The 21,126-nt window shown below is 60.7% G+C and carries 18 protein-coding genes; 6 read left to right on the top strand and 12 right to left on the bottom strand.

Going from position 1 to position 21,126, the window contains the following annotated elements:
* Positions 1-5: 5 nt before the first annotated feature.
* The 3 genes from AOA61_RS15090 to AOA61_RS15080 are packed head-to-tail and all read right to left on the bottom strand — an operon-like array spanning position 6 to position 2,761.
* Positions 6-1,427 carry an N-acetylmuramoyl-L-alanine amidase gene (locus AOA61_RS15090; RefSeq protein ID WP_032890478.1) on the bottom strand — a complete coding sequence of 474 codons (1,422 nt, stop codon included), beginning with the start codon at positions 1,425-1,427 and terminating at the stop codon, positions 6-8.
* A gap of 15 nt (positions 1,428-1,442) precedes the next feature.
* Positions 1,443-1,913 (bottom strand): tRNA (adenosine(37)-N6)-threonylcarbamoyltransferase complex ATPase subunit type 1 TsaE, encoded by a 471-nt coding sequence (tsaE, locus tag AOA61_RS15085; RefSeq protein WP_095186069.1) that lies wholly within the window; start codon positions 1,911-1,913, stop codon positions 1,443-1,445.
* Positions 1,901-2,761 (bottom strand): NAD(P)H-hydrate dehydratase, encoded by an 861-nt coding sequence (locus AOA61_RS15080; protein ID WP_099602056.1) that lies wholly within the window; start codon positions 2,759-2,761, stop codon positions 1,901-1,903. The genes tsaE and AOA61_RS15080 overlap by 13 nt, the downstream gene beginning before the upstream one ends.
* A 63-nt stretch (positions 2,762-2,824) precedes the next feature.
* Here AOA61_RS15080 and queG point away from each other — a divergent pair, with 63 nt between their 5' ends.
* Complete coding sequence (gene queG / locus AOA61_RS15075; RefSeq protein ID WP_032890472.1) at positions 2,825-3,889, top strand: tRNA epoxyqueuosine(34) reductase QueG; 1,065 nt, start codon at positions 2,825-2,827, stop codon at positions 3,887-3,889.
* Here the strand turns inward: queG and AOA61_RS15070 are convergent.
* Together AOA61_RS15070 and orn are read right to left on the bottom strand one after the other, a co-directional pair.
* Positions 3,886-4,503: a trimeric intracellular cation channel family protein gene (locus tag AOA61_RS15070; RefSeq protein WP_178075196.1), complete on the bottom strand. Its 618-nt coding sequence runs from the start codon at positions 4,501-4,503 to the stop codon at positions 3,886-3,888. The genes queG and AOA61_RS15070 overlap by 4 nt on opposite strands.
* A gap of 182 nt (positions 4,504-4,685) precedes the next feature.
* Positions 4,686-5,228, bottom strand: coding sequence for an oligoribonuclease (gene orn / locus AOA61_RS15065; protein ID WP_024073074.1), 543 nt, complete (start codon positions 5,226-5,228; stop codon positions 4,686-4,688).
* 108 nt (positions 5,229-5,336) lie between these two features.
* Between orn and rsgA the strand changes: the two genes are divergently transcribed.
* Entirely contained in the window at positions 5,337-6,368 is a 1,032-nt protein-coding gene (gene rsgA, locus AOA61_RS15060) for a small ribosomal subunit biogenesis GTPase RsgA (RefSeq protein WP_032890468.1), read from the top strand.
* Positions 6,369-6,449: 81 nt separating this feature from the next.
* Here the strand turns inward: rsgA and motB are convergent, their stop codons facing one another.
* Positions 6,450-7,466: a flagellar motor protein MotB gene (gene motB / locus AOA61_RS15055; RefSeq protein ID WP_032890466.1), complete on the bottom strand. Its 1,017-nt coding sequence runs from the start codon at positions 7,464-7,466 to the stop codon at positions 6,450-6,452.
* 3 nt (positions 7,467-7,469) lie between these two features.
* A complete protein-coding gene (gene motA / locus AOA61_RS15050) occupies positions 7,470-8,321 on the bottom strand; it encodes a flagellar motor stator protein MotA (protein WP_032890464.1) in 852 nt (283 codons plus the stop codon).
* 167 nt (positions 8,322-8,488) lie between these two features.
* On the opposite strand from motA, the gene AOA61_RS15045 reads away from it, so the two are divergent.
* Genes AOA61_RS15045 through asd form a run of 3 tightly spaced genes read left to right on the top strand, consistent with a single transcriptional unit; the run spans position 8,489 to position 11,773 of the window.
* Positions 8,489-10,024: an HDOD domain-containing protein gene (locus AOA61_RS15045; RefSeq protein ID WP_032890462.1), complete on the top strand. Its 1,536-nt coding sequence runs from the start codon at positions 8,489-8,491 to the stop codon at positions 10,022-10,024.
* A 57-nt stretch (positions 10,025-10,081) separates the two neighbouring features.
* Positions 10,082-10,897 (top strand): rhodanese-like domain-containing protein, encoded by an 816-nt coding sequence (locus AOA61_RS15040; protein ID WP_099602054.1) that lies wholly within the window; start codon positions 10,082-10,084, stop codon positions 10,895-10,897.
* Between the two features lie 15 nt (positions 10,898-10,912).
* A complete protein-coding gene (gene asd / locus AOA61_RS15035; protein ID WP_095186073.1) occupies positions 10,913-11,773 on the top strand; it encodes an archaetidylserine decarboxylase in 861 nt (286 codons plus the stop codon).
* A gap of 110 nt (positions 11,774-11,883) precedes the next feature.
* Here the strand turns inward: asd and serB are convergent, their stop codons facing one another.
* Positions 11,884-13,098 carry a phosphoserine phosphatase SerB gene (gene serB, locus AOA61_RS15030; RefSeq protein ID WP_032890457.1) on the bottom strand — a complete coding sequence of 405 codons (1,215 nt, stop codon included), beginning with the start codon at positions 13,096-13,098 and terminating at the stop codon, positions 11,884-11,886.
* A 133-nt stretch (positions 13,099-13,231) separates the two neighbouring features.
* On the opposite strand from serB, the gene AOA61_RS15025 reads away from it, so the two are divergent.
* A complete protein-coding gene (locus tag AOA61_RS15025) occupies positions 13,232-14,764 on the top strand; it encodes an AhpA/YtjB family protein (protein ID WP_032890455.1) in 1,533 nt (510 codons plus the stop codon).
* A 189-nt stretch (positions 14,765-14,953) separates the two neighbouring features.
* Here AOA61_RS15025 and AOA61_RS15020 read toward each other — a convergent pair whose 3' ends face one another.
* The 4 genes from AOA61_RS15020 to parE form a co-directional block, all read right to left on the bottom strand.
* Entirely contained in the window at positions 14,954-15,664 is a 711-nt protein-coding gene (locus AOA61_RS15020; protein ID WP_032890454.1) for a membrane integrity-associated transporter subunit PqiC, read from the bottom strand.
* Between the two features lie 176 nt (positions 15,665-15,840).
* Entirely contained in the window at positions 15,841-18,105 is a 2,265-nt protein-coding gene (parC, locus tag AOA61_RS15015) for a DNA topoisomerase IV subunit A (RefSeq protein ID WP_032890452.1), read from the bottom strand.
* 73 nt (positions 18,106-18,178) lie between these two features.
* Positions 18,179-19,174, bottom strand: a complete 996-nt coding sequence (locus AOA61_RS15010; RefSeq protein ID WP_095186075.1) for an esterase-like activity of phytase family protein — start codon at positions 19,172-19,174, stop codon at positions 18,179-18,181.
* Complete coding sequence (parE, locus tag AOA61_RS15005) at positions 19,174-21,078, bottom strand: DNA topoisomerase IV subunit B (protein WP_032890449.1); 1,905 nt, start codon at positions 21,076-21,078, stop codon at positions 19,174-19,176. The genes AOA61_RS15010 and parE overlap by 1 nt, the downstream gene beginning before the upstream one ends.
* Between the last annotated feature and the right edge of the window lie 48 nt (positions 21,079-21,126).

Genomic DNA, 21,126 nt, shown 5'->3' with positions numbered 1-21,126 from the left:
GCTCATTACTGCGCCGCCAATTCTGTGCCTGGGATGGTCAACACCTGACCGACTTTCAACTCATCGGTCTTCAGGTTGTTGGCACTGCGCAACGTCGCGGCCGAGACTTGGAAACGCACCGCAAGCATCGCCAAGGTATCGCCGGGCTGCACGCGATGGTCACGCGGGCCTTGGGCGATCTTGCCGGAGTCACGCAGCCAAGCGACGTAAGTGCCCGGCGGCGGGTTCTGCTGAAAGAACTGGCGCACGCCGGCACTGATGGAGCGCGCCAACGCCTGCTGATGGCTGGCGCTGGCCAGCTTGGAGGCTTCGTTGGCGTTGGAGATGAACCCGGTTTCCACCAGAATCGATGGGATGTCCGGAGACTTCAACACCATAAACCCGGCCTGCTCCACACGCTGCTTGTGCAGCGAAGTCACGCGACCGATGTTGCTCAAGACCTTCTGGCCGACATTCAAGCTGGAAGTCAGCGAAGCGGTCATCGACAGGTCGAGCAGAACGCCAGCGAGCATCTTGTCCTTGTCATCGAGGGACACGTTGCCGGCACCACCGATCAAGTCGGAACGGTTTTCGCTGTCCGCCAGCCAACGAGCAGTCTCGGACGTGGCCCCGCGATCAGACAACGCAAACACCGAGGCACCGAACGCAGCGGACGACGGCGCAGCATCGGCGTGAATCGACACAAACAGGTCGGCACCTTTCTTACGGGCGATTTCGGTACGGCCGCGCAGCGGAATGAAGTAGTCGCCGGTACGGGTAAGTTCGGCGCGATAGCCTTTCATACCGTTGATCTGACGCTGCAACTCACGGGCGATAGCCAGTACCACGTCTTTTTCATGCTGGCCGCGTGAGCCGGAAGCACCCGGGTCTTCACCACCATGGCCGGCATCGATCACTACGATAATGTCGCGTTTGCCAGCCGGGGCCGGTGGCGGCGGTGGCAACTTGACCTGGGGTTGCGACGGGCTGACGGGCACGGCAGGCACCGTTGCCACGCTCGGGGTTGGCGCAGGCGGCGGTGCGGCATCGGCAGCGTTGTCGAACAAGTCGACCACCAGTCGGTTGCCATATTGGGCATTCGGCGCCAGGGAGAAGCTTTTCGGCGTCACGACTTTTTTCAGGTCGATGACAACGCGCAAATCGGTGGGCGTGCGCTGGGCCGAGCGCATGGCGGTGATCGGGGTGTTGGCAGTAGACACTTTGAGCGGCGCGGCCAGGGTCGCACCGTTGATGTCGATCACCAGGCGATCAGGCGCCGTGAGAGTAAAGACGCTGTGCTGGACCGGGCCAGACAGGTCGAACACCAGTCGCGTGTTATCCGGTGCTCGCCACAGGCGAACACTTTTCACCTGTGAAGCAGCCAGAGCATTGACAGTCATTGCCGCAAGCAACACTCCTACGACAGCAACCAACGCGCGAAAGCGCATACCTAACCCCACCAATTATTTAAATTCCAATGCCAAAGCGGCGCACCACGACTCTGCGCGCGCACTCTGGGGCAACAACTTCAGCTGACGTCCTGATTCACGCGGCGTAATGGTAATGGTCAGGTCCGGCTTTGGCAAAAAGCCTGTGCCTTTATCTGGCCACTCGATCAAGCACAGTGCGTCTTCGTCAAAGTAATCACGGATGCCCATGTACTCCAGCTCTTCGGGATCGACCAAACGATAGAGGTCGAAGTGGAAAGCACGCAACGCACCGATCTCATAGGGCTCGACCAAAGTGAACGTTGGGCTTTTCACCGCCCCTGCGTGCCCCAAACCGCGAATGATGCCTCGGGACAACGTCGTCTTGCCCGCCCCCAGGTCACCTTCGAGAAAGATGAGCCCCGCTGCGCCCGTGACCTGCGCAATACGATGACCGAACGCGACCATGGCGTCTTCATTGGCCAGGAAAAGGATTACTTCAGGCACGGCGACTGCTCCTCCAACAATTGACGAATGGCCGGTATCAGGTCGCTGGCCGCCAAGCCGCGACCCAGGCTGCCCTGGCGGTCCCCCGCCGTAGCGTGCAACCACACAGCCAGGCAGCTCGCTTCATAATCAGGCATGCCTTGGGCCATTAACGCGCCCACCAGCCCGGCCAGTACATCGCCAAGGCCCGCTGTGGCCATGGCAGGATGCCCCTGATCACAACGGGAAACACGTCCATCGGGGCAGGCAATCAAACTGCCAGCACCCTTGAGGATAGCCACTGCACTGAATTTCTGGCTCAACGCGCGCGCCACCTTAAGGCGATCGGCCTGAACCTCGGCTGTAGAAATGCCCAATAAGCGCGCAGCCTCGCCCGGATGCGGCGTAATCACGCTACCGCTCGGAAGACTCACATTGCCGGTAGCCAGCTGATTCAGCGCGTCTGCGTCCCACACCTGCGGCAGCAGCGCGTTGGCGGCAACCGATAGCAGGCTTTTACCCCAGGACGCCTCACCCAACCCCGGACCAATAACGATTACCGAGATTTTTTCCAGCAAGCCCATAAGCTGGTTCGCCGAACTCACGCCCACGGTCATGACCTCAGGCACGCGGGCCAACGCGGCAGGCACGTGTTCAAGGCGAGTGGCCAGGGACACCATGCCGGCGCCGCTGCGCAAGGCACTTTCCGCGCTCAACAGCGCAGCGCCGCCAAAGCCGCGGTCGCCACCAATGACCAACAAATGGCCGAACTGGCCTTTATGGGCGTCCGAGGAACGCGCAGCCAGTTGCGGCAAATGGCCGGGCAACAAGGACTGAACGTCGGTTATTTCGTGTTTTGTCTGCGGCATGCGTCTTCAAGCTCCGATGTCTGGCAGAATTATACGCATCTAACCTGTGGTTTCCCGTGTCTCATGCCCGCTATTACCTCTGATCTGCCCGCCCTCGCCCAATCGATCAAAGACTGGGGCCGCGAACTGGGCTTTCAACAAGTCGGCATCAGCGGCCTGGACCTGGCCGAGCATGAACAGCACCTGCAACGTTGGCTAGACGCGGGTTACCACGGCGAGATGGACTACATGGGCGCCCATGGCAGCAAGCGCTCCCATCCCGACGAGCTCGTGCCCGGCACGTTGCGCGTGGTGTCGCTGCGCATGGACTACCTGCCTGGCGACACACAAATGGCGCAACTGCTGGCCCAGCCGGAAAAAGCCTACATCTCGCGCTACGCCCTGGGCCGCGACTACCACAAGCTGATCCGCAAACGCGTACAGCAACTGGCCGACCGCATTCAGGCACAGATCGGCCCATTTGGCTTTCGTGCGTTCGTCGACAGCGCCCCCGTACTGGAAAAAGCCATCGCCGAAAAAGCCGGCCTGGGCTGGATCGGTAAAAACACCCTGGTACTCAACCGCAAGGCCGGCAGTTATTTCTTCCTCAGCGAACTGTTCGTCGATTTGCCGCTGCCGGTCGATGAGCCACACAGCACCGAACACTGTGGCCGCTGCACCGCCTGCCTGGATATCTGCCCAACCAATGCCTTCGTCGGTCCCTATGTGCTGGACGCCCGGCGCTGCATTTCCTACCTGACCATTGAACTGAAGAACGCGATCCCTGAAGACCTGCGCCCATTGATCGGCAATCGGGTGTTCGGTTGTGATGACTGTCAGATCGTTTGTCCGTGGAATCGTTTCGCTCGATCCACCGCCGAGGGCGATTTCAAGCCACGGCATAACCTGGATAACGCAGAACTGGCCGAACTGTTTATGTGGGACGAAGATAAATTCCTCAGCAGCACCGAAGGTTCACCCCTGCGCCGCGCGGGCTACGAGCGCTGGCTGCGCAACCTTGCGGTGGGCCTGGGCAATGCGCCGTCGAGCATTCCGGTGCTGGAAGCCTTGAAGGCACGCCGGGATTACCCGTCGGAGTTGGTGCGCGAACATGTGGAATGGGCGCTGAACCAACACGCTACGCGCTAGTGCACGTCGTCGTTGTAGACGAACTTAGGCATTTCCCAGTGAAAACGGATCGCCAGCAGGCGCAATAGAAAGCCGCTGAACAGGGTCAGCAGAATTGCCTGCTCGCTGGGCAATTCCAGATACAGACAGAGCAAGTAGAACCAGGCGGCCAGGAATGACACGCTGGCGTACAGCTCACGGCGGAAGATCAACGGAATGTCGTTGCAGAAGATATCCCGCAGAATGCCGCCGAAGACGCCGGTGATCACCCCGCTGACCGAGGCCACCAGCATGCCGTGGCCCATTTCCAGTGCAGTCATGCAGCCGATCAGCGTGAAGGCCACCAGGCCTACGGCGTCCAGCGCTAGAAACAGCGAGCGCAGCTGACGCATCAGCGGCGCGATAAAGATCGTCACCAGCGCCGCGACGGAGGTCAGCACCAGGTATTCCGGGTGCTTGACCCACGTCAGCGGGTAATGCCCCAACAGCACATCGCGCACCGAGCCGCCGCCCAGCGCCGTTACGCAAGCGATCAGCACCACACCAAACCAGTCCATGCCGCGCCGACCAGCCGACAAGGCACCGGTCATGGCTTCGGCGGTGATGGCGATGAGGTAGAGCATCAGCAGCATGATGGCGATCCTTGCAAAGAGGCCGGCAGTCTAATCATTTGCTGATGGCACCAAAAGGGGGCGCTTGGCGATAAAACGAGTTGCCTGCATCGGGGGCAAGCCCCCCTCCCACATTTGGACCTGGGAATACATTCAACTGTGGGAGCTGGCTTGTCTGCGATGGCGCCCGGTCAGCCGCCCCCATTTCAAGCCTTGATGAAATGCTTGCGGTAATGCTGCAGCTCGGCGATCGACTCGCGAATATCATCCAGCGCCAGATGGGTGCTGCCTTTATGGAAGCTGTCTTTGACTTCCGGCGCCCAGCGCGCGGCCAGTTCCTTGAGCGTGGAAACATCCAGGTTGCGATAGTGGAAGTAGCTTTCCAGCGCCTTCATGTGGGTATAAAGGAAGCGGCGGTCCTGGCAGATGCTGTTGCCGCAGATCGGCGATTTGCCCTTGGGCACCCACTGTTCCAGAAAGGCAATGGTTTCGGCTTCGGCTTCGGCCATGCTGATTCGGCTGTCGCGTACACGCTGAGTCAGGCCGGAGTTGCCATGGGTGCGGGTGTTCCACTCGTCCATGGTGGCGAGCACGGCGTCGCTGTGGTGGATGGCGATCACCGGACCTTCGGCCAAGGTGTTGAGGTTGCTGTCGGTGACAATGGTCGCCATCTCGATGATGACGTCGGTGTCAGGGTTCAGACCGGTCATTTCCAGATCGATCCAAATCAGGTTCTGTGGGTTTTGCATGGCTTGATTCTCTTGGCACCTTGGCGTAGCTGCGCAGTTTAGCAGGCGGGGCCGTGCTAGACTCGCGACCGTTTCACCCAACCTTTGCATTATCGACACGGAACACCAATGGCCAAACGCCAGCTCAACCGTCGCCAAAACTGGCGCATCGAAAAGATTCAAGGTGAGCGCGCCGCACGCGCCGCCAAACGTGAATCCTCCGCCGTGGAAGCGCTCGAGGGCGGCGACCTGGGCCCCGAGCAAACGGGCCTGGTGATCGCGCACTTTGGTGTGCAGGTCGAAGTCGAGGCGCTGGAAGGCGAACTCGCAGGCCAAGTATCCCGCTGCCACTTGCGCGCCAACCTGCCTGCACTGGTCACCGGCGACAAGGTGGTGTGGCGCGCCGGCAACCAGGGCATCGGCGTGATCGTCGCCCAACTGCCGCGCACCACCGAACTGCGTCGTCCTGACAGCCGCGGCCAACTCAAGCCGGTAGCGGCCAACGTCGACATGATCGTGATCGTGTTCGCACCGTTGCCCGAGCCCCATGCCAACCTGATCGACCGCTATTTGGTGGCGGCTGAGCATGCGGGTATTCGCCCGCTGTTGCTGCTGAACAAATTCGACCTGATCGACGAACAGAACGCCCCAGCGCTCAATGCGTTGCTGGCGGTCTACCGCACCTTGGGTTACCCAGTGCTGGAAGTCTCGGCTCACCACGGCAACGGCATGGAACAGCTGCAACAGCAGTTGGACGGACGCATCAGTGTGTTTGTCGGCCAGTCGGGCGTTGGCAAGTCATCGCTGGTCAACAGCCTGCTGCCGGAAGTCGACACCCGTGTAGGCCCGCTGTCGGAACTGTCCGGCCAGGGCACTCATACGACCACCACCGCGCGATTGTTCCACTTCCCCGGCGGCGGTGAACTGATCGACTCCCCGGGCATTCGAGAGTTCGGCCTCGGCCACGTCAGCCGCAGCGATGTGGAAGCCGGCTTTATCGAGTTCAACGACCTGATCGGTACGTGCCGCTTCCGCGACTGCAAACACGATCGCGAGCCGGGCTGTGCGTTGCTCAAGGCCCTGGAAGATGGCCGTGTGCAGCAGCAGCGGATGAACAGCTATCGGTCGATTATTGCGAGCTTGCCCGAGAGCAGTTACTAAACCGCCCGCCCGCCGCGTTGCGGGTGAGCGGGCTTTTGGTGATGAGCGGGCTTGCCCCGCTCATCACAACCGCAAAAGAACTTACGAGCCCGTCTTAGGCGCCGTAGGATCCTTCATCCCACCATCGTCAAACAGGTTCAGCTTCTGCCGCAGTTCATGGGCCGGCAACGGCTCCTGCCCTGGTGGAATGGCATTCGGGTCAACCGGCACTTCGCCCGGCGCGCCCGCACCTGGGGTTGGCACGACAGGTGGCTGATCACCTTCTATCGCACGCTGAGCCTTCTTGGTCAGCACGACGATATCAATGCGACGGTTGATCGGATTGAACGGATCCTTGGGTTCAAATAGCTGCGAGGAGGCAAAACCCACCACGCGCGCCACTTGCGGGTCGGGGTAGCTGCCTGCCACCAACGCACGACGGGCAGCGTTGGCGCGGTTGGCCGAGAGTTCCCAGTTGCCGAAGTCACCCTGGCCGGCATACGGCTTGGCGTCCGTGTGGCCGCTGATGCTTATCTTGTTCGGCACTGCCTTGATGGTGTCAGCCATGGCCAGCAGGATGTCTTCGAAGTACGGCTTCAGCCGCGCACTGCCGGAATCGAACATCGGCCGGTTGGCGGCATCAGTGATCTGGATGCGCAAGCCTTCCGGAGTGATCTCGAACGAGATCTGATCCTTGAATTTCAGCAACTGCGGATTTTCATCCACCTTGGTCTGCAACTCTTGCAGCAACAGCTCCAGGCGTTCCTGCTCAACCTGTTCAGCCATGCTCTCGACGGTGTCGCGCTCGATCGGGATGTTCTCCTGAGGCGATTCGGTCTTGACCTCTGGATTGATGGTGCGCTCAGGGGCCAACTGCGGTGAGCCGCCCAGGTCGATCACAAAGGGCGTGCCACTCTCCGAGAAGCCAATCGGGTCTTTGAAGTAACCGGCGATGGCGATCTTCTGTTCGGGCGTGGCGGTCGACATCAGCCACAGCACCAGGAAGAACGCCATCATCGCCGTCGCAAAGTCGGCGAAGGCGATTTTCCAGGCGCCGCCATGGTGCCCCGCAGCGAAGCGCTTGACGCGCTTGATGATTATCGGCTGGTTGTTTTCCATGGCTTAGCGACCGCGAACCGCTTGTTCCAGCTCGGCGAAACTTGGGCGATGCTTCGGGTACAAGACCTTGCGACCGAACTCCACTGCCAACGATGGCGGCATGCCGGACGCGGACGCTACCAGACTGGCCTTGATCGATTCGTACAGGTTGATTTCTTCCTTGGCATCGTGAGCCAGGGAGGTGGCCAGCGGGCCGAAGAAACCATAAGCGGCGAGAATACCGAAGAAGGTACCCACCAGCGCCGCACCTACGTGCATACCGATGGCCGCCTGATCGCCCTCGCCCAGGGAGGCCATGGTCACCACGATACCGAGTACCGCCGCGACGATACCAAAGCCGGGCATGCCGTCGGCCACACCGGTCACGGCGTGGGAAGGATGCTCCAGCTCTTCTTTAAGGCTGAACAATTCCATGTCGAACAGGCCTTCCAGCTCATGGGGAGCCATGTTGCCGGAGGACATGATGCGCAGGTAATCGCAGATATAGGCGGTCATGCGCTCGTCTTTGAGCACGGCCGGGTACTTGGCGAAAATCGGGCTGGCAGAGGCGTCCTCGATGTCGGCCTCAATGGCCATCATGCCTTCGCGGCGGCTCTTGTTGAGGATCTCGTACACTAGGCCCAGCACTTCCAGGTAGAAGGTATGAGTGAAGCGCGAACCGAACATGGCCAGCGATTTCTTGACCACGTGCATAGTCATGTAACCGGGGTTGGCCTGAAGGAAAGCGCCCAGTGCAGCACCGCCAATGATCATCACCTCGAAAGGCTGGATCAGTGCCGCAATTTTACCGTGGGACAGGACGTACCCGCCGAGCACGCTCGCGAAGACGACGATGATGCCGATAATTTTAGCCATAGGAGATGAGTACTTGCGCCGTCGGGTTCATGGACATATTTGGGGGAACTGGAAAACTCTTGTTCCTCTTATCGGCAAAACTGCGCCAGACTATAGCCCGTTAAGGCGAAAAGCCAGTTCGGCCCGCTCCGGGTGTGTTGACCGCAAGTGATGATCGCGCCCCAATCATGGCTAATGAAACGACAGTCCCATCTGTAAGACCTATCTCTCTCGCCGCTTGGATCAAGCGCCTGGACGACGTGCTGCTGCCAGTTCCCCAGGCCAGCCACGACCGTGTGTGCAAAGCCATCCGCGACAGCCGCAGTTCGTTGCGAGATATTGCCGAGCTGATGCAAAACAGCCCGGCTTTGGTACTCAGCGTCATGCGCGAGGCCAACAGCCATAACCATGGCAGCCTGGCGGAGCCGGCGGAAAACCTCGAAGTAGCGCTCAATCGCCTGGGCCTCAAGCGCGCCGAGGAACTGCTGGCGCGTCTGCCCTCGGTGCCCGCACAAGAGATTCCCGTAGCATTGCGTCAACTGTTGCTGGTGAGCCAGCACGCGTCGCAGCAAGCCAACGGTCTGTTCGGCAGTCGTCTGGCGCGGCTTTGGCAAGACATCCACTGGGGTAGCCTGCTGTTTCTGTCGCCGCTGTGGCCGATGGCCGTTGCCTACCCCAAGCTCCTTGAAGAGTGGGAACTGCGTGTCATCCACAAGGGCGAGCCTGCACGCAAAGTCGAGCAGGAGCTGTTCGGCGTGCGCCTGCTGGACCTGTGCCTCGGCCTGACCGAAGCCTGGCACCTACCGATCTGGGTATCCCAGGGCTATAACCTGCTGTTGAACGAGCAACGCTTGCTGGTCAAGGCACTTCATATCGCCCGTGAAGACGACTCGTTGCGCCATCAGCAATTGCTAGACGCCGAACCCAACCTGCGCCGTTGGCTGAACCAGCCGGCCAATACCGTGCTGCTAGCCAACGGCCTGGCGATGTCAGCCCAAGAGTCCTGGACCTGCCCGCACACTCAACGCTGGCAATACCTTACCGCGCTGTATTTGCAGCAACCGCTGGCTGAAGTGCAGCAACAATCTCACCAACAAGCCGTCACCAGCGCCCGCAGCACTCTAATGCCCGACCTCTGGCACCCGGCGCTGTCGCTGATCTGGCCGTGGAATGTGCAGAAGATTCATCGCGGCCTGCTGCCGGCGCCGCCACCGACTGCCGAAGCCCTGGCCGTGTGGCGTAACCGCTGCACCGAACTGCTGTTAGAGCCGAGCCGCTTCGCCAACGCCATGCATTTGACCACCTGCGCCAAGGAAGCTCTGGTGGCCAGCGGCATGCAGCGAGTCTTGTTGTTCATGGCCGATCGCGCCCTGAGCACCTTGCGCGTGCACCAGGCCGACGGTCTGCCCAAAGACGCCGCCAACCTGAGCCTGGACGTGGTCAACAGCACGCTGCTACAGCGCCTGCTGGAGAAATCCGCCCAAGTACGCCTCACGCCGGACAACCACGCGCAGTTCTCGGCCTTGCTGCCGCCGATCCTGCGCCGTCTGTTCACAGGCGAACACCTGCTGTTGCGTTCGATGAGCTGCAACGGCCGTGTGGTAATGCTGATGGTCGCCGACCAGGGCGGCGGACCGTTTTCGGAAACCACCGTGCAGGCTTTCGGCAAAACCGCCCAGTGCATAGAGAAAGCCCTGCACAGCTTTACCAACCGCAGCGCCTAATGCTTGCGCTACAATCGCCGTCCTTTATCGCCAACATTTGTGCCCAGGAGACCTCACATGCCTGACTTCTCTGGCTTGCCGCTGGTGATCGAATCCAGCGACCTGCTCGGTCAACTGGATGCCGAACACCTGATTCTGGTGGACCTCACCAGTGCCGCCCGCTACGCCGAAGGGCATATCCCCGGCGCGCATTTCGTTGACCCCAAGCGCACCCAACTGGGCCAGCCGCCGGCTCCCGGCCTGCTGCCCAATAAAGCCGACCTGGAAAAACTCTTCGGCGAATTGGGCCACACGCCCGACGCCACCTACGTGGTGTACGACGACGAAGGCGGCGGCTGGGCCGGGCGCTTTATCTGGCTGCTCGACGTAATCGGCCACCAGAAATACCACTACCTCGACGGCGGCCTGCTGGCCTGGCTGGAGGAGAAATACCCCGTTTCCACCGAAGTGCCCGGCCCCGTCGGCGGCCCCGTCAGCCTCACGCTGCATGACGGCCCCACGGCCACCCGCGAATACCTGCAAAGCCGTCTCGGCGCGGCCGACCTGGGTATCTGGGACGCACGCGGCCCGCTGGAATATTCCGGCGAGAAGGTACTCGCCGCCAAAGGCGGGCACATCCCCGGCGCGGTAAATTTCGAATGGACTGCCGGCATGGACAAGACACGCAGCCTGCGTATCCGCCGCGACATGCCGCAGATCCTCGAAGACCTCGGGCTGACGAAAGATAAAGAAATCATCACCCACTGCCAGACTCACCACCGCTCTGGCTTCACCTACCTGGTGGCCAAGGCGCTCGGTTATCCCCGAGTCAAAGGTTATGCCGGTTCCTGGGGCGAATGGGGCAACCACCCCGACACCCCCGTTGAGATTTAAGGTTTAAGGACAGTTATGAAAAAGCAGTTGTTTATCCTCAGCCAGTACTTGCTGCCGCACCATTTGCTGTCGCGCCTCGCTGGCTGCATTGCCGAGTGCCGCGTGCGTTGGTTCAAGAACGCTTTCACCACCTGGTTCGCTAAACGCTACCAAGTAGACATGTCCCAGGCGTTGGTTGAAGACGTGACCGCCTACGAGCACTTCAACGCCTTCTTCACACGCGCCCTCAAAGATGGCGCGCGCCCGCTGGATCAAACCCCAGGCGCGGTGCTCAGCCCCGCCGATGGCGCGGTCAGCCAGCTTGGTCCGATTGAGCATGGGCGTGTGTTCCAGGCTAAAGGCCACAGCTTTAGCGTGCTGGAGTTGCTGGGTGGCGATGCAGCCTTGTCGGCACCGTTCATGGGCGGGGACTTCGCAACGGTTTATCTGTCGCCGAAGGACTACCACCGTGTGCACATGCCACTGGCTGGCACCCTGCGGGAAATGGTCTATATCCCAGGCCGTATCTTCTCGGTGAACCAGACCACCGCCGAAAATGTGCCGGAGCTGTTTGCGCGTAACGAGCGTGTCGCCTGCATCTTCGACACCGAGCGCGGTCCGATGGCCGTCGTGTTGGTGGGTGCGATGATCGTCGCGTCGATTGAAACCGTATGGGCTGGCCTGGTGACCCCACCGAAGCGCGAACTGAAAACCTTCCGCTACGACGAAGCGGCGCGTGCGCCTATTCATCTGGAGAAAGGTGCGGAGCTGGGTCGCTTCAAGTTGGGTTCGACCGCGATTGTGCTGTTTGGGCCGGATCAGGTGAAGTGGGCTGAAGAACTGGTGGCGGGTTCGCCAGTGCAGATGGGCCAGGGTATCGCTTTACCTAAAGCCTGACACCGAACCCAATGTGGGAGGGGGCTTGCTCCCGATAGCGGGGAATCAGTCAACACATCAGTGACTGAACCACTGCCATCGGGGGCAAGCCCCCTCCCACATTTAGTCAGTTACAGCTGACCGTCGCGGTCGCGAAAGCCCAGCAGATAGAGCACGCCATCCAACCCCAAGGTCGAAATCGCCTGCTTGGCCGATTGTTTGACCAATGGCTTGGCGCGGAACGCCACGCCCAAACCGGCGATTGCAAGCATCGGCAAGTCGTTGGCGCCGTCACCGACCGCAATGGTCTGCTCCAGACGCAAACCTTCCTTGTGTGCCAATTCCTTCAGCAGATCCGCCTTGCGCTGCGCGTCGACAATCGGCTCGACCGCGACGCCGGTCACCTTGCCATCGACCACTTCCAGCTCGTTGGCGAACACATAGTCGATGCCCAGCTTTGCCTGCAATTGCTTGGCAAAGTAGGTGAAGCCGCCGGACAGGATCGCAGTCTTGTAACCCAGACGCTTGAGTTCAGCGAACAGGGTTTCGGCACCTTCCGTCAGGCGCAGCGAGGCGCCGATGGAGTCCAGTACGCTGACATCCAGGCCTTTGAGCAGTGCCAGGCGCTCCTTGAAGCTGGCGCGGAAGTCCAGCTCGCCGGCCATGGCGCGCTCGGTGATCGCGGAAACCTGCTCGCCCACGCCAGCGGCCTTGGCCAGTTCGTCGATGACTTCGGCTTCGATCAGCGTGGAGTCCATGTCGAATACCGCCAGGCGACGGTTACGACGGAACAGCGAATCTTCCTGGAACGCGATGTCGACATTCAGCTCCTGGGCCACGCTAAGGAATTCGGCGCGCAGGGCCTGCGGATCGGCCGGCTCGCCGCGAACGGAGAACTCGATGCAGCCCTTGCCCTGATCTGCCGGCGTGTCCAGCGGCATGCGCCCCGACAGACGGTCGATATGGTCGATATTCAAACCATACTGCGCGGTAATGGAGCTGACGCGCTGCAGTTGTTCGGCGGTGACCTTTCGGGTCAGTAACGTGACGATATGGCGTTTCTTCCCTTGGCCAGCCACCCAATGCTGGTAGTCGTCTTCGGAAACAGGGGTGAAACGCACCTGTTGATCCAGCTTATACGCCGTAAACAGGATGTCCTTGAGTACGGACGAGGCCTGTTCGGTGCTGGGGATTTCCACCAGGATGCCGAACGACAGGGTGTCGTGGATCACTGCCTGGCCAATGTCGAGAATGTTCACACCACCCTGGGCCAGAACACCGGTAATGGCGGCGGTAAGACCCGGGCGGTCTTCACCGGTGATGTTAATCAGGACAATTTCGCGCAAGGCGCACCCCCAGGCTGGAAAAAAACCGCATTCTACCCACTTTCAGTGACCATCGGGCACAGCCAGCGCTTTGCCGGTCCTAGGCCTGTCGCTATACTGCGCGTCAACTTCACGGACCGAGAGCCGAGCGCAAGTGAACCGGCCCACGCCAGTAAAAACCGATAACTTCTTCCTGCTGATCTTCCGGGCACTGCGCCACCGCCGTGTACCGATCGCATTACGCATCGCCAGCCATAACGTGATCTTGGTGGCCTTGGCCCTGGTGATCTACGCCTGCGTGATGGGTTTGCAGTTCAAACAGGCCATGCACGAGCAAGCCGACGCCCTGGGCGAGAGCTTGACGACCCAGACCGCCACCTCGGCGACTGAGCTGTTGGTGTCCAACGACATCCTCAGCCTCAACGTGCTGCTCAACAACCTGACCAAAAACCCGCTGGTGGCCCACGCCGCCATCTACAGCGTGGACAACCGGATCATGGCCGAAGCCGGGCAACGCCCGAAAAACGGCCTGCTGGGTGAAGCCGAAGGCCTGTACCAGAGCAACATCACGTTCCAGGATGTGAAGGCCGGCCAACTGCGCATCAGCCTGGACATGCAGCAATTCCAGCAGCCGATGACCATCAGCCTGCAAAGCATGGGCATCCTCAGCGCAATCCTGCTGGCACTGGCCTTGGCCTTAAGCCTGCGGCTGGGTCGGCACATTTCTACGCCATTGATGCAACTGCGCATCTGGTTACGGGATATCGACGAACACACGCCAGCCACCGACCGCCAGGACGAAATCGGCGACCTCGCCCGCCAACTCCACGCCAGCTTCGCCCCGGAGCCAGTGGTTCGTGAAGTGGAGCCGGAACCTGAGTTCGACGACACCGATTACGACGACGAGCCCGAGTTTGAAGTGCGCGACCTGCGTGATCCTGGCTTCGACGAAAGCACCCCGGTGGCAGGCCTCAAGCCTGCAACACGCAAGGTCATCCAGGCTGAAGAAGACGAGCTGGATGATGAAGACCCGTTCGCCGACCTGCGCGACACCTCGGCCAACAGCCCGGCCGTCGCGCCGAAACCGGTACCTGCGAGGAACACCGAGCCCCAGCACAGCGCCGTATTGGCCGTGCAACTGGGTGCCCAGGACCAACTGCGCCGCCTGCCCCGCGCACGCCTGACGGAACTGCTGGAACGCTATCGCGATTGCCTCGACCAAGCGGCCTCGCTGTACCAGAGCGAACTGCACACCCTGAACGATGGCAGCACGCTGATGCTGTTCCACAGCGAAGACAGCGGCGAAGACTACCTGACCAACGCCATCTGCTGCGGCGAACTGCTGCGCGCCCTGGGCCATGCCCTGCAGATCGAAGTGGCGGACAGCGGCATCACCCTGCAACTGCAACTTGGCTTGACGGTAGGTGACGACCTGTTTGGCATGAGCCAGATCGACCTGCTGCTGACCGAAATCGCCCAAGACGCCCTGGCCCTGTCGCAACACAGCCGCAACCTGCTGCTGGTGGAGCGCAAGATCAGTGAAGACACGCTGATCCGCCAACGCGCTCGCATCCGACCGATTGCCAGCCCTGAAGGCGCAAGCTGTGTGGAGCGGTTGATGGAGCCGTATCCCTCGATGCTTGAACGCCAGTTGGCGCGCATGCATGAGACTCGCTCCAAGCCCTGAAGAACACCGCCGAACTAATTGGGAGGGGGCTTACCCCCGACTGCGGAGCATCAGTTAGCACATCATTAACTGAACCAACGCTACCAGGGACAAGCCCCCTTCCACACTTGATCTGCGCCGTGACTTATATCTCCACAAACAAAAAGGCCCGCTAAGTCAGCGGGCCTTTTTTGTTGAAGCTGTTTCAGATCAGAACCTGAACACTTCCATATCCGTACGAATGGGCGTAGCCATCGGCATCTTCGGCTTCTGCGGCTCTGCTGGCTTGGCCTGCACCGCCGGAGCTTGCTTGCGCGGCGCCTCGGCAATCGGCGGCTGGTTGGCCAGTGGCTTGAGGGCCACCGACAACTGCTGTGCCAAGTGCTGCAACAGCACGCCCTGGGCCTGGACCTGGGATGCCGTGGAACCGGTGTGTTCTTCCTGCAGGTGCACGATACGGTTATCGCGCACCTGGCCACGACGGTCGATCAAGCGCCACTGTGCATCCAGGATTGCCGGTTGCGACACACCCGAGTCGAGGCGCGTAATGGTCAGCAGCACCTGCACATCCGGGCTGAAACCCGTCGGTGCGGGTGCCAGCACCACGCGCTGGCTATCGAGATGGCCCGCGACTTGGCGCAATACCAACTGGTTGATATCCGAAGACAGGCTACCCGCCCAACGACCATCGGTGGAACCTTGCAGGCTACCGTCATTCTGACGCTGCAGCAGGGTTTCGCGTTGCAGGTAGTCGGCAACGACCACCGGGCCCAGCAGAACTGCCATACCGGCACTTTGTGCAGGTTGCGCCGGACTTCCGCTGTCCAGCTGGTACAGCGACACCGGTTGGTGTGTGCTGCAACCCGCCAACCCCAAAAGGCCAGCGAGCATCAAAAATAAAGGAAGGCGTGGAGCAGTCATCATCCCATCCAGGTGGCTGCCACAAGGCGAACCACAATGTAATACTAAAAATAACCTAAACACGCTCGGCCACGCCGGCGCTGGAAAGGCCATATCATCCGTGAATATGCGCCATGACTCCAGCGCCAAAGAGTCGATCTACGCTTTAAATCGTAGATCGAGGGCTCTAATACGCCTTAAACCGGCGTTTCCACCAGCAAAGCATCCACACGCTGGAAGCCGCGAGGCAGTTTATTACCGCGACGACCACGCTCGCCCTTGTAGTGTTCAAGGTCGTCAGGGCGCAATGACAACGTGCGCTTGCCGGCCTGGAGCACCAGGGTGGAACCTTCCGGGATCACCGCGATGTCGGTCACGTACTCTTCGCGACTGGCCACCCGCTCCCCTGGAATACCAATAATCTTGTTGCCCTTGCCTTTGCCCAGCTGGGGTAGATCGCTGATCTTGAACACCAGCAGACGCCCTTCGGTTGTCACCGACGCCAGCCAATTGCTCTCACGGTCATCTACCGGTCGCGGCAGGATCACCTTGGCGTTATTCGGCAGGCTCAACAACGCCTTGCCCGCCTTGTTCTTGGCCTGCAGGTCTTCACCCTTGACCACAAACCCGTAACCGGCGTCGGAGGCGATGACGTACAGCGAGTCATCGTCCGGCAGCAGCACGCATTCAAAATTCGCCCCTGGTGGCGGCGTTAGACGCCCGGTCAACGGTTCGCCCTGCCCCCGTGCTGACGGCAAGGTGTGCGCCGGCACTGAATAGCTGCGCCCCGTCGAGTCGATAAACACCGCAAACTGGTTAGAACGCCCGGCCGCGGCGGTTTTAAACCCATCACCCGCTTTGTACGACAAGCCAGTGGCGTCAATATCATGCCCCTTGGCAGAACGAACCCAACCCTTTTCCGACAGAACGACGGTAATTTTCTCGTTTGGCAGCAGTTCGGTTTCTGTCAGCGCCTTCGCTTCAGCACGCTGCACGATTGGCGAACGACGGTCATCGCCGTAGGTTTCGGCGTCTTTGATCAGCTCGGTACGCACCAGCTTTTTCAGCTTGGCTTCACTGCCCAACAGGGCTTGCAGCTTGGCTTGCTCCTTAAGCAACGCGTCTTGCTCGTCGCGCAGTTTCATTTCTTCCAGTCGCGCCAATTGACGCAAGCGGGTGTCGAGGATGTAGTCAGCCTGGATCTCGCTCAGCTCGAAGCGCGCGATCAATTCGGCTTTCGGGTGCTCGGCGGTACGGATGATGTGAATCACTTCATCCAGGTTGAGATAGGCAATCAGCAAGCCGTCCAACAGGTGCAGGCGGCGCTCGACCTTGTCCAAACGGAATTGCAGGCGGCGACGAACGGTTTGTACGCGGAACTCCAACCACTCCACCAGCAGGTTGCGCAGGTTTTTCAGCTGCGGCTTACCGTCCAGACCGATGATGTTGATGTTGACCCGGTAGCTGGACTCAAGATCGGTACTGGCGAACAGGTGCTGCATCAGCACTTCGTGATCGACCCGGCTGTTGGTCGGGATGATCACGATACGGCATGGGTTTTCGTGGTCGGACTCGTCACGCAGGTCGGCGACCTGGGGCAGTTTCGACGGTTTGGCCTGCATCAGCGCAGCAATCTGCTCCAACACTTTGGCGCCCGACACCTGATGCGGCAGAGCGGTGACGATAATGTCGCCGTCCTCAATGTGGTACACAGCGCGCATGCGCACCGAGCCCTTGCCGGTTTCGTACATCTTCAGCAGATCGGCGCGCGGCGTGATGATTTCCGCTTCGGTCGGGTAGTCCGGGCCCTGGATATGCTCACAGAGCTGCTCGACGGTCGCCTTTGGCTCATCCAGCAAGCGTACGCAGGCGGTGGCGACTTCCCGCAGGTTGTGCGGCGGTACGTCGGTGGCCATGCCGACCGCGATACCGGTGGTGCCATTGAGCAGGATGTTCGGCAAACGTGCCGGCAACACCAGAGGCTCGTCCAGTGTGCCGTCGAAGTTCGGGCCCCAATCCGCAGTACCCTGACCCAGTTCGCTGAGCAGCACTTCCGAGTAACGAGACAACCGCGCCTCGGTGTAACGCATCGCGGCGAAGGACTTGGGATCATCCGGCGCACCCCAGTTACCCTGGCCGTCCACCAGCGTGTAGCGGTAGCTGAACGGTTGGGCCATCAGCACCATGGCTTCGTAGCACGCCGAGTCGCCATGGGGGTGGAACTTACCCAGCACGTCACCGACGGTACGCGCCGATTTCTTGTGCTTGGAATCGGCATCCAGGCCCAACTCACTCATGGCGTAGATAATGCGCCGCTGTACGGGCTTGAGGCCGTCGCCGATATGCGGCAACGCGCGGTCCATGATCACGTACATGGAGTAGTTGAGGTAGGCATTTTCGGTGAAGTCAGCCAGCGACCGGCGTTCTACGCCGTCTAAGCTGTCTGCGAGGATGTCACTCATGCGGGCCTCATCATTGTTTGGTAAGGCGCAGCGGAAATGCCGCTGCGCTGAGTCAATTCAAGTGTTTGATCATTCACGGCTGGGCACTCCAGCCGCCGACCGGGGCGGCAAAACGATAGACCACCGGGCGTTTTTCACCATCGGCGCGAGGGCCGAAGTTGTTGTCGATACCCAGCCACGCGCCTTCAGCATCAACCACAAGGGCTTCGGCAAGACCATAGGGCTGGGCATAACGCCGCTCGGGCACCAGGGTTTCGTCGGCAAACGACCAGCACAGCTCGACCTTGGCGGTGACCGCATCGCGCCGGCAAATCTGGAACGCGTTGCGCTCCAGCGTAAACAGCTTGCCGTTGAACAGGGAGAGATCAGCGAAATCCTTGGACACGGGCTTGGCGTCGGTGAATTTAGCCGGTTGTACCTCCTGGCCGGCCTCACTTAACAACACGCAAGGGCCCTCACAACTCCACAGGCTTTGCCCACGCTTGATGGAAATTAAGCCACGCCGCTCACGCTCGGCCGCCAGCCAGATTTGATTGCCTTCAGGGTTCACCGCCAAGCCTTCAAACAGCGCATTGAAGTGCAGCAACATGCCACTGGCCCGGGCCTCACGCACCATGCTTGGGGCAATCTTCAGCCATTCAGGTGCGCCGGTGGCCGGCACTTGCAGCACTGCCGCATGGGCTTCACTGACGATGTAGCGATTACCGGCAACATCGCAGCTGATCCCTTCAAAGTCCAGGTCGCCACCGCGAATAAACGAAGCAGCCGTGGTGCGCGAACGCAGCCCCCAAGGCAGACCGGACTCTGGCACGGGCGGGACTTCGATTTTCACTGTTTCTGCCTGCCAGGTCGGCGCGCTGATATCCAGACGGTAGATCTGATCGTCGTCACGGTCGGAAACCGTCCACAATTCCTTGCCGCACACAGCCAGACCCGACAAGTTGCCGCCGCGCATGCCATCCACCGGGTGCTCGGACACGAGTTTGAGCTCTGCCACGGGCGCAGCAACCACCGGGGTGGCCGCCAGCCCGCTCATCATCAGGATCGCCAGGGCGACGCCTGTGCGCATCAGCCCACCACCTCGGCCAGGTTGCCTTTGGATTCCAGCCAGGACTTGCGGTCCGGCGCGCGTTTCTTCGCCAGCAGCATGTCCATCATTTCCGAGGTGGCGGCGTAGTCTTCCAGGGTCAACTGCACGAGGCGCCGGGTGTTGGGGTCCATGGTGGTTTCACGCAATTGTGGCGGGTTCATTTCACCCAGACCTTTGAATCGCGTGACCTGCGGCTTGCCACGTTTCTTCTCGGCCACCAGGCGGTCGAGGATGCCATCGCGCTCCGCTTCGTCCAGGGCATAGAAAATCTCCTTGCCCAGGTCGATACGATACAGCGGTGGCATGGCGACGTAGACGTGACCGGCATCCACCAACGGGCGGAAATGCTGCACGAACAGGGCGCAGAGCAACGTGGCGATGTGCAGCCCGTCGGAGTCGGCGTCGGCGAGGATGCAGATCTTGCCGTAACGCAGTTGGGCGATATCCGCAGAACCTGGGTCGACACCAATGGCCACGGCGATGTTGTGCACTTCCTGGCTGGCCAGGACTTCGCTGCCGTCGACTTCCCAAGTGTTAAGAATCTTGCCGCGCAACGGCAGGATCGCCTGGAATTCCTTGTCCCGCGCTTGTTTGGCGGAACCGCCGGCGGAGTCACCCTCCACCAGGAACAGTTCGGAGCGCATCGGGTCCTGCCCCGCGCAATCGGCCAGTTTGCCTGGCAGTGCCGGGCCTTGGGTGATGCGCTTGCGTTCAACCTTCTTACTGGCTTTGAGGCGACGGCCGGCGTTATTGATCGCCAGTTCAGCCAAGGCCAAGCCCAGCTCAGGATGCTCGTTGAGCCACAGGCTGAAGGCGTCCTTAACCACACCAGAGACAAACGCCGCCGCCTCGCGGGACGACAGACGCTCTTTGGTCTGGCCGGAGAATTGCGGTTCCTGCATTTTCATCGACAGCACGAACGCAATGCGCTCCCACACGTCTTCCGGCGCCAGCTTCACGCCGCGCGGCAGCAGGCTGCGGTATTCGCAGAATTCGCGCATGGCATCGAGCAGGCCCTGGCGCAAACCATTGACGTGGGTGCCGCCCTGAGCCGTAGGGATCAGGTTGACGTAGCTTTCCTGCACGCTGTCGCCGCCCTCGGGCAACCACAGCAGCGCCCAGTCGACGGCTTCTTTATTGCCGGCCAGACTGCCGCAAAACGGCTCGTTGGGCAGGCGCTCGAAGTCGCTGACGGAATCTTCCAGATAAGAGCGCAGGCCGTCTTCGTAATGCCACTCGACCTTCTCACCGGTGCCTTTGTCTTCAAAGGTCACCAGCAGGCCCGGGCACAACACGGCCTTGGCCTTGAGTACGTGTTTGAGGCGGCTGATGGAGAATTTCGGCGAATCGAAGTATTTAGGGTCCGGCGCGAAGTACACGCTGGTACCGGTATTGCGCTTGCCCACGGTGCCGATCACTTCGAGGTCGGTGGCTTTGTAGCCATCGGCGAAGGTCATCTGGTACTCGTTGCCGTCGCGCTTGACCTTGACCCGCACCAGCGTCGACAGGGCGTTGACCACGGAAATACCCACACCGTGCAAGCCACCGGAAAACTGGTAGTTCTTGTTGGAGAACTTACCGCCAGCGTGCAGCTTGGTGAGGATCAGCTCGACGCCTGACACGCCCTCTTCCGGGTGAATGTCCACGGGCATGCCGCGACCATCGTCGGACACTTCGAGGGAGTGGTCAGCGTGGAGAATGACGTGCACCGACTTCGCGTGCCCGGCCAAGGCTTCGTCAACGCTGTTGTCGATGACTTCCTGGGCAAGGTGATTCGGCCGGCTGGTGTCGGTGTACATGCCGGGGCGTTTGCGCACCGGGTCGAGGCCCGAGAGGACTTCGATGGCGTCGGCGTTATAAGAGCTAGCGCTGGGAGTGGCCATGGGGTCTCGTCGTGAGTCGTTCGATTAAAAAGTAACCTGCGGTTTTCA

This window comes from Pseudomonas sp. 2995-1 (genome assembly GCF_002742505.1).
In the GTDB taxonomy this organism is placed as follows: domain Bacteria; phylum Pseudomonadota; class Gammaproteobacteria; order Pseudomonadales; family Pseudomonadaceae; genus Aquipseudomonas; species Aquipseudomonas sivasensis.
The sequence above is the reverse complement of the archived record's forward strand: the minus strand, read 5'-3'. Positions and strand labels throughout refer to the sequence as shown.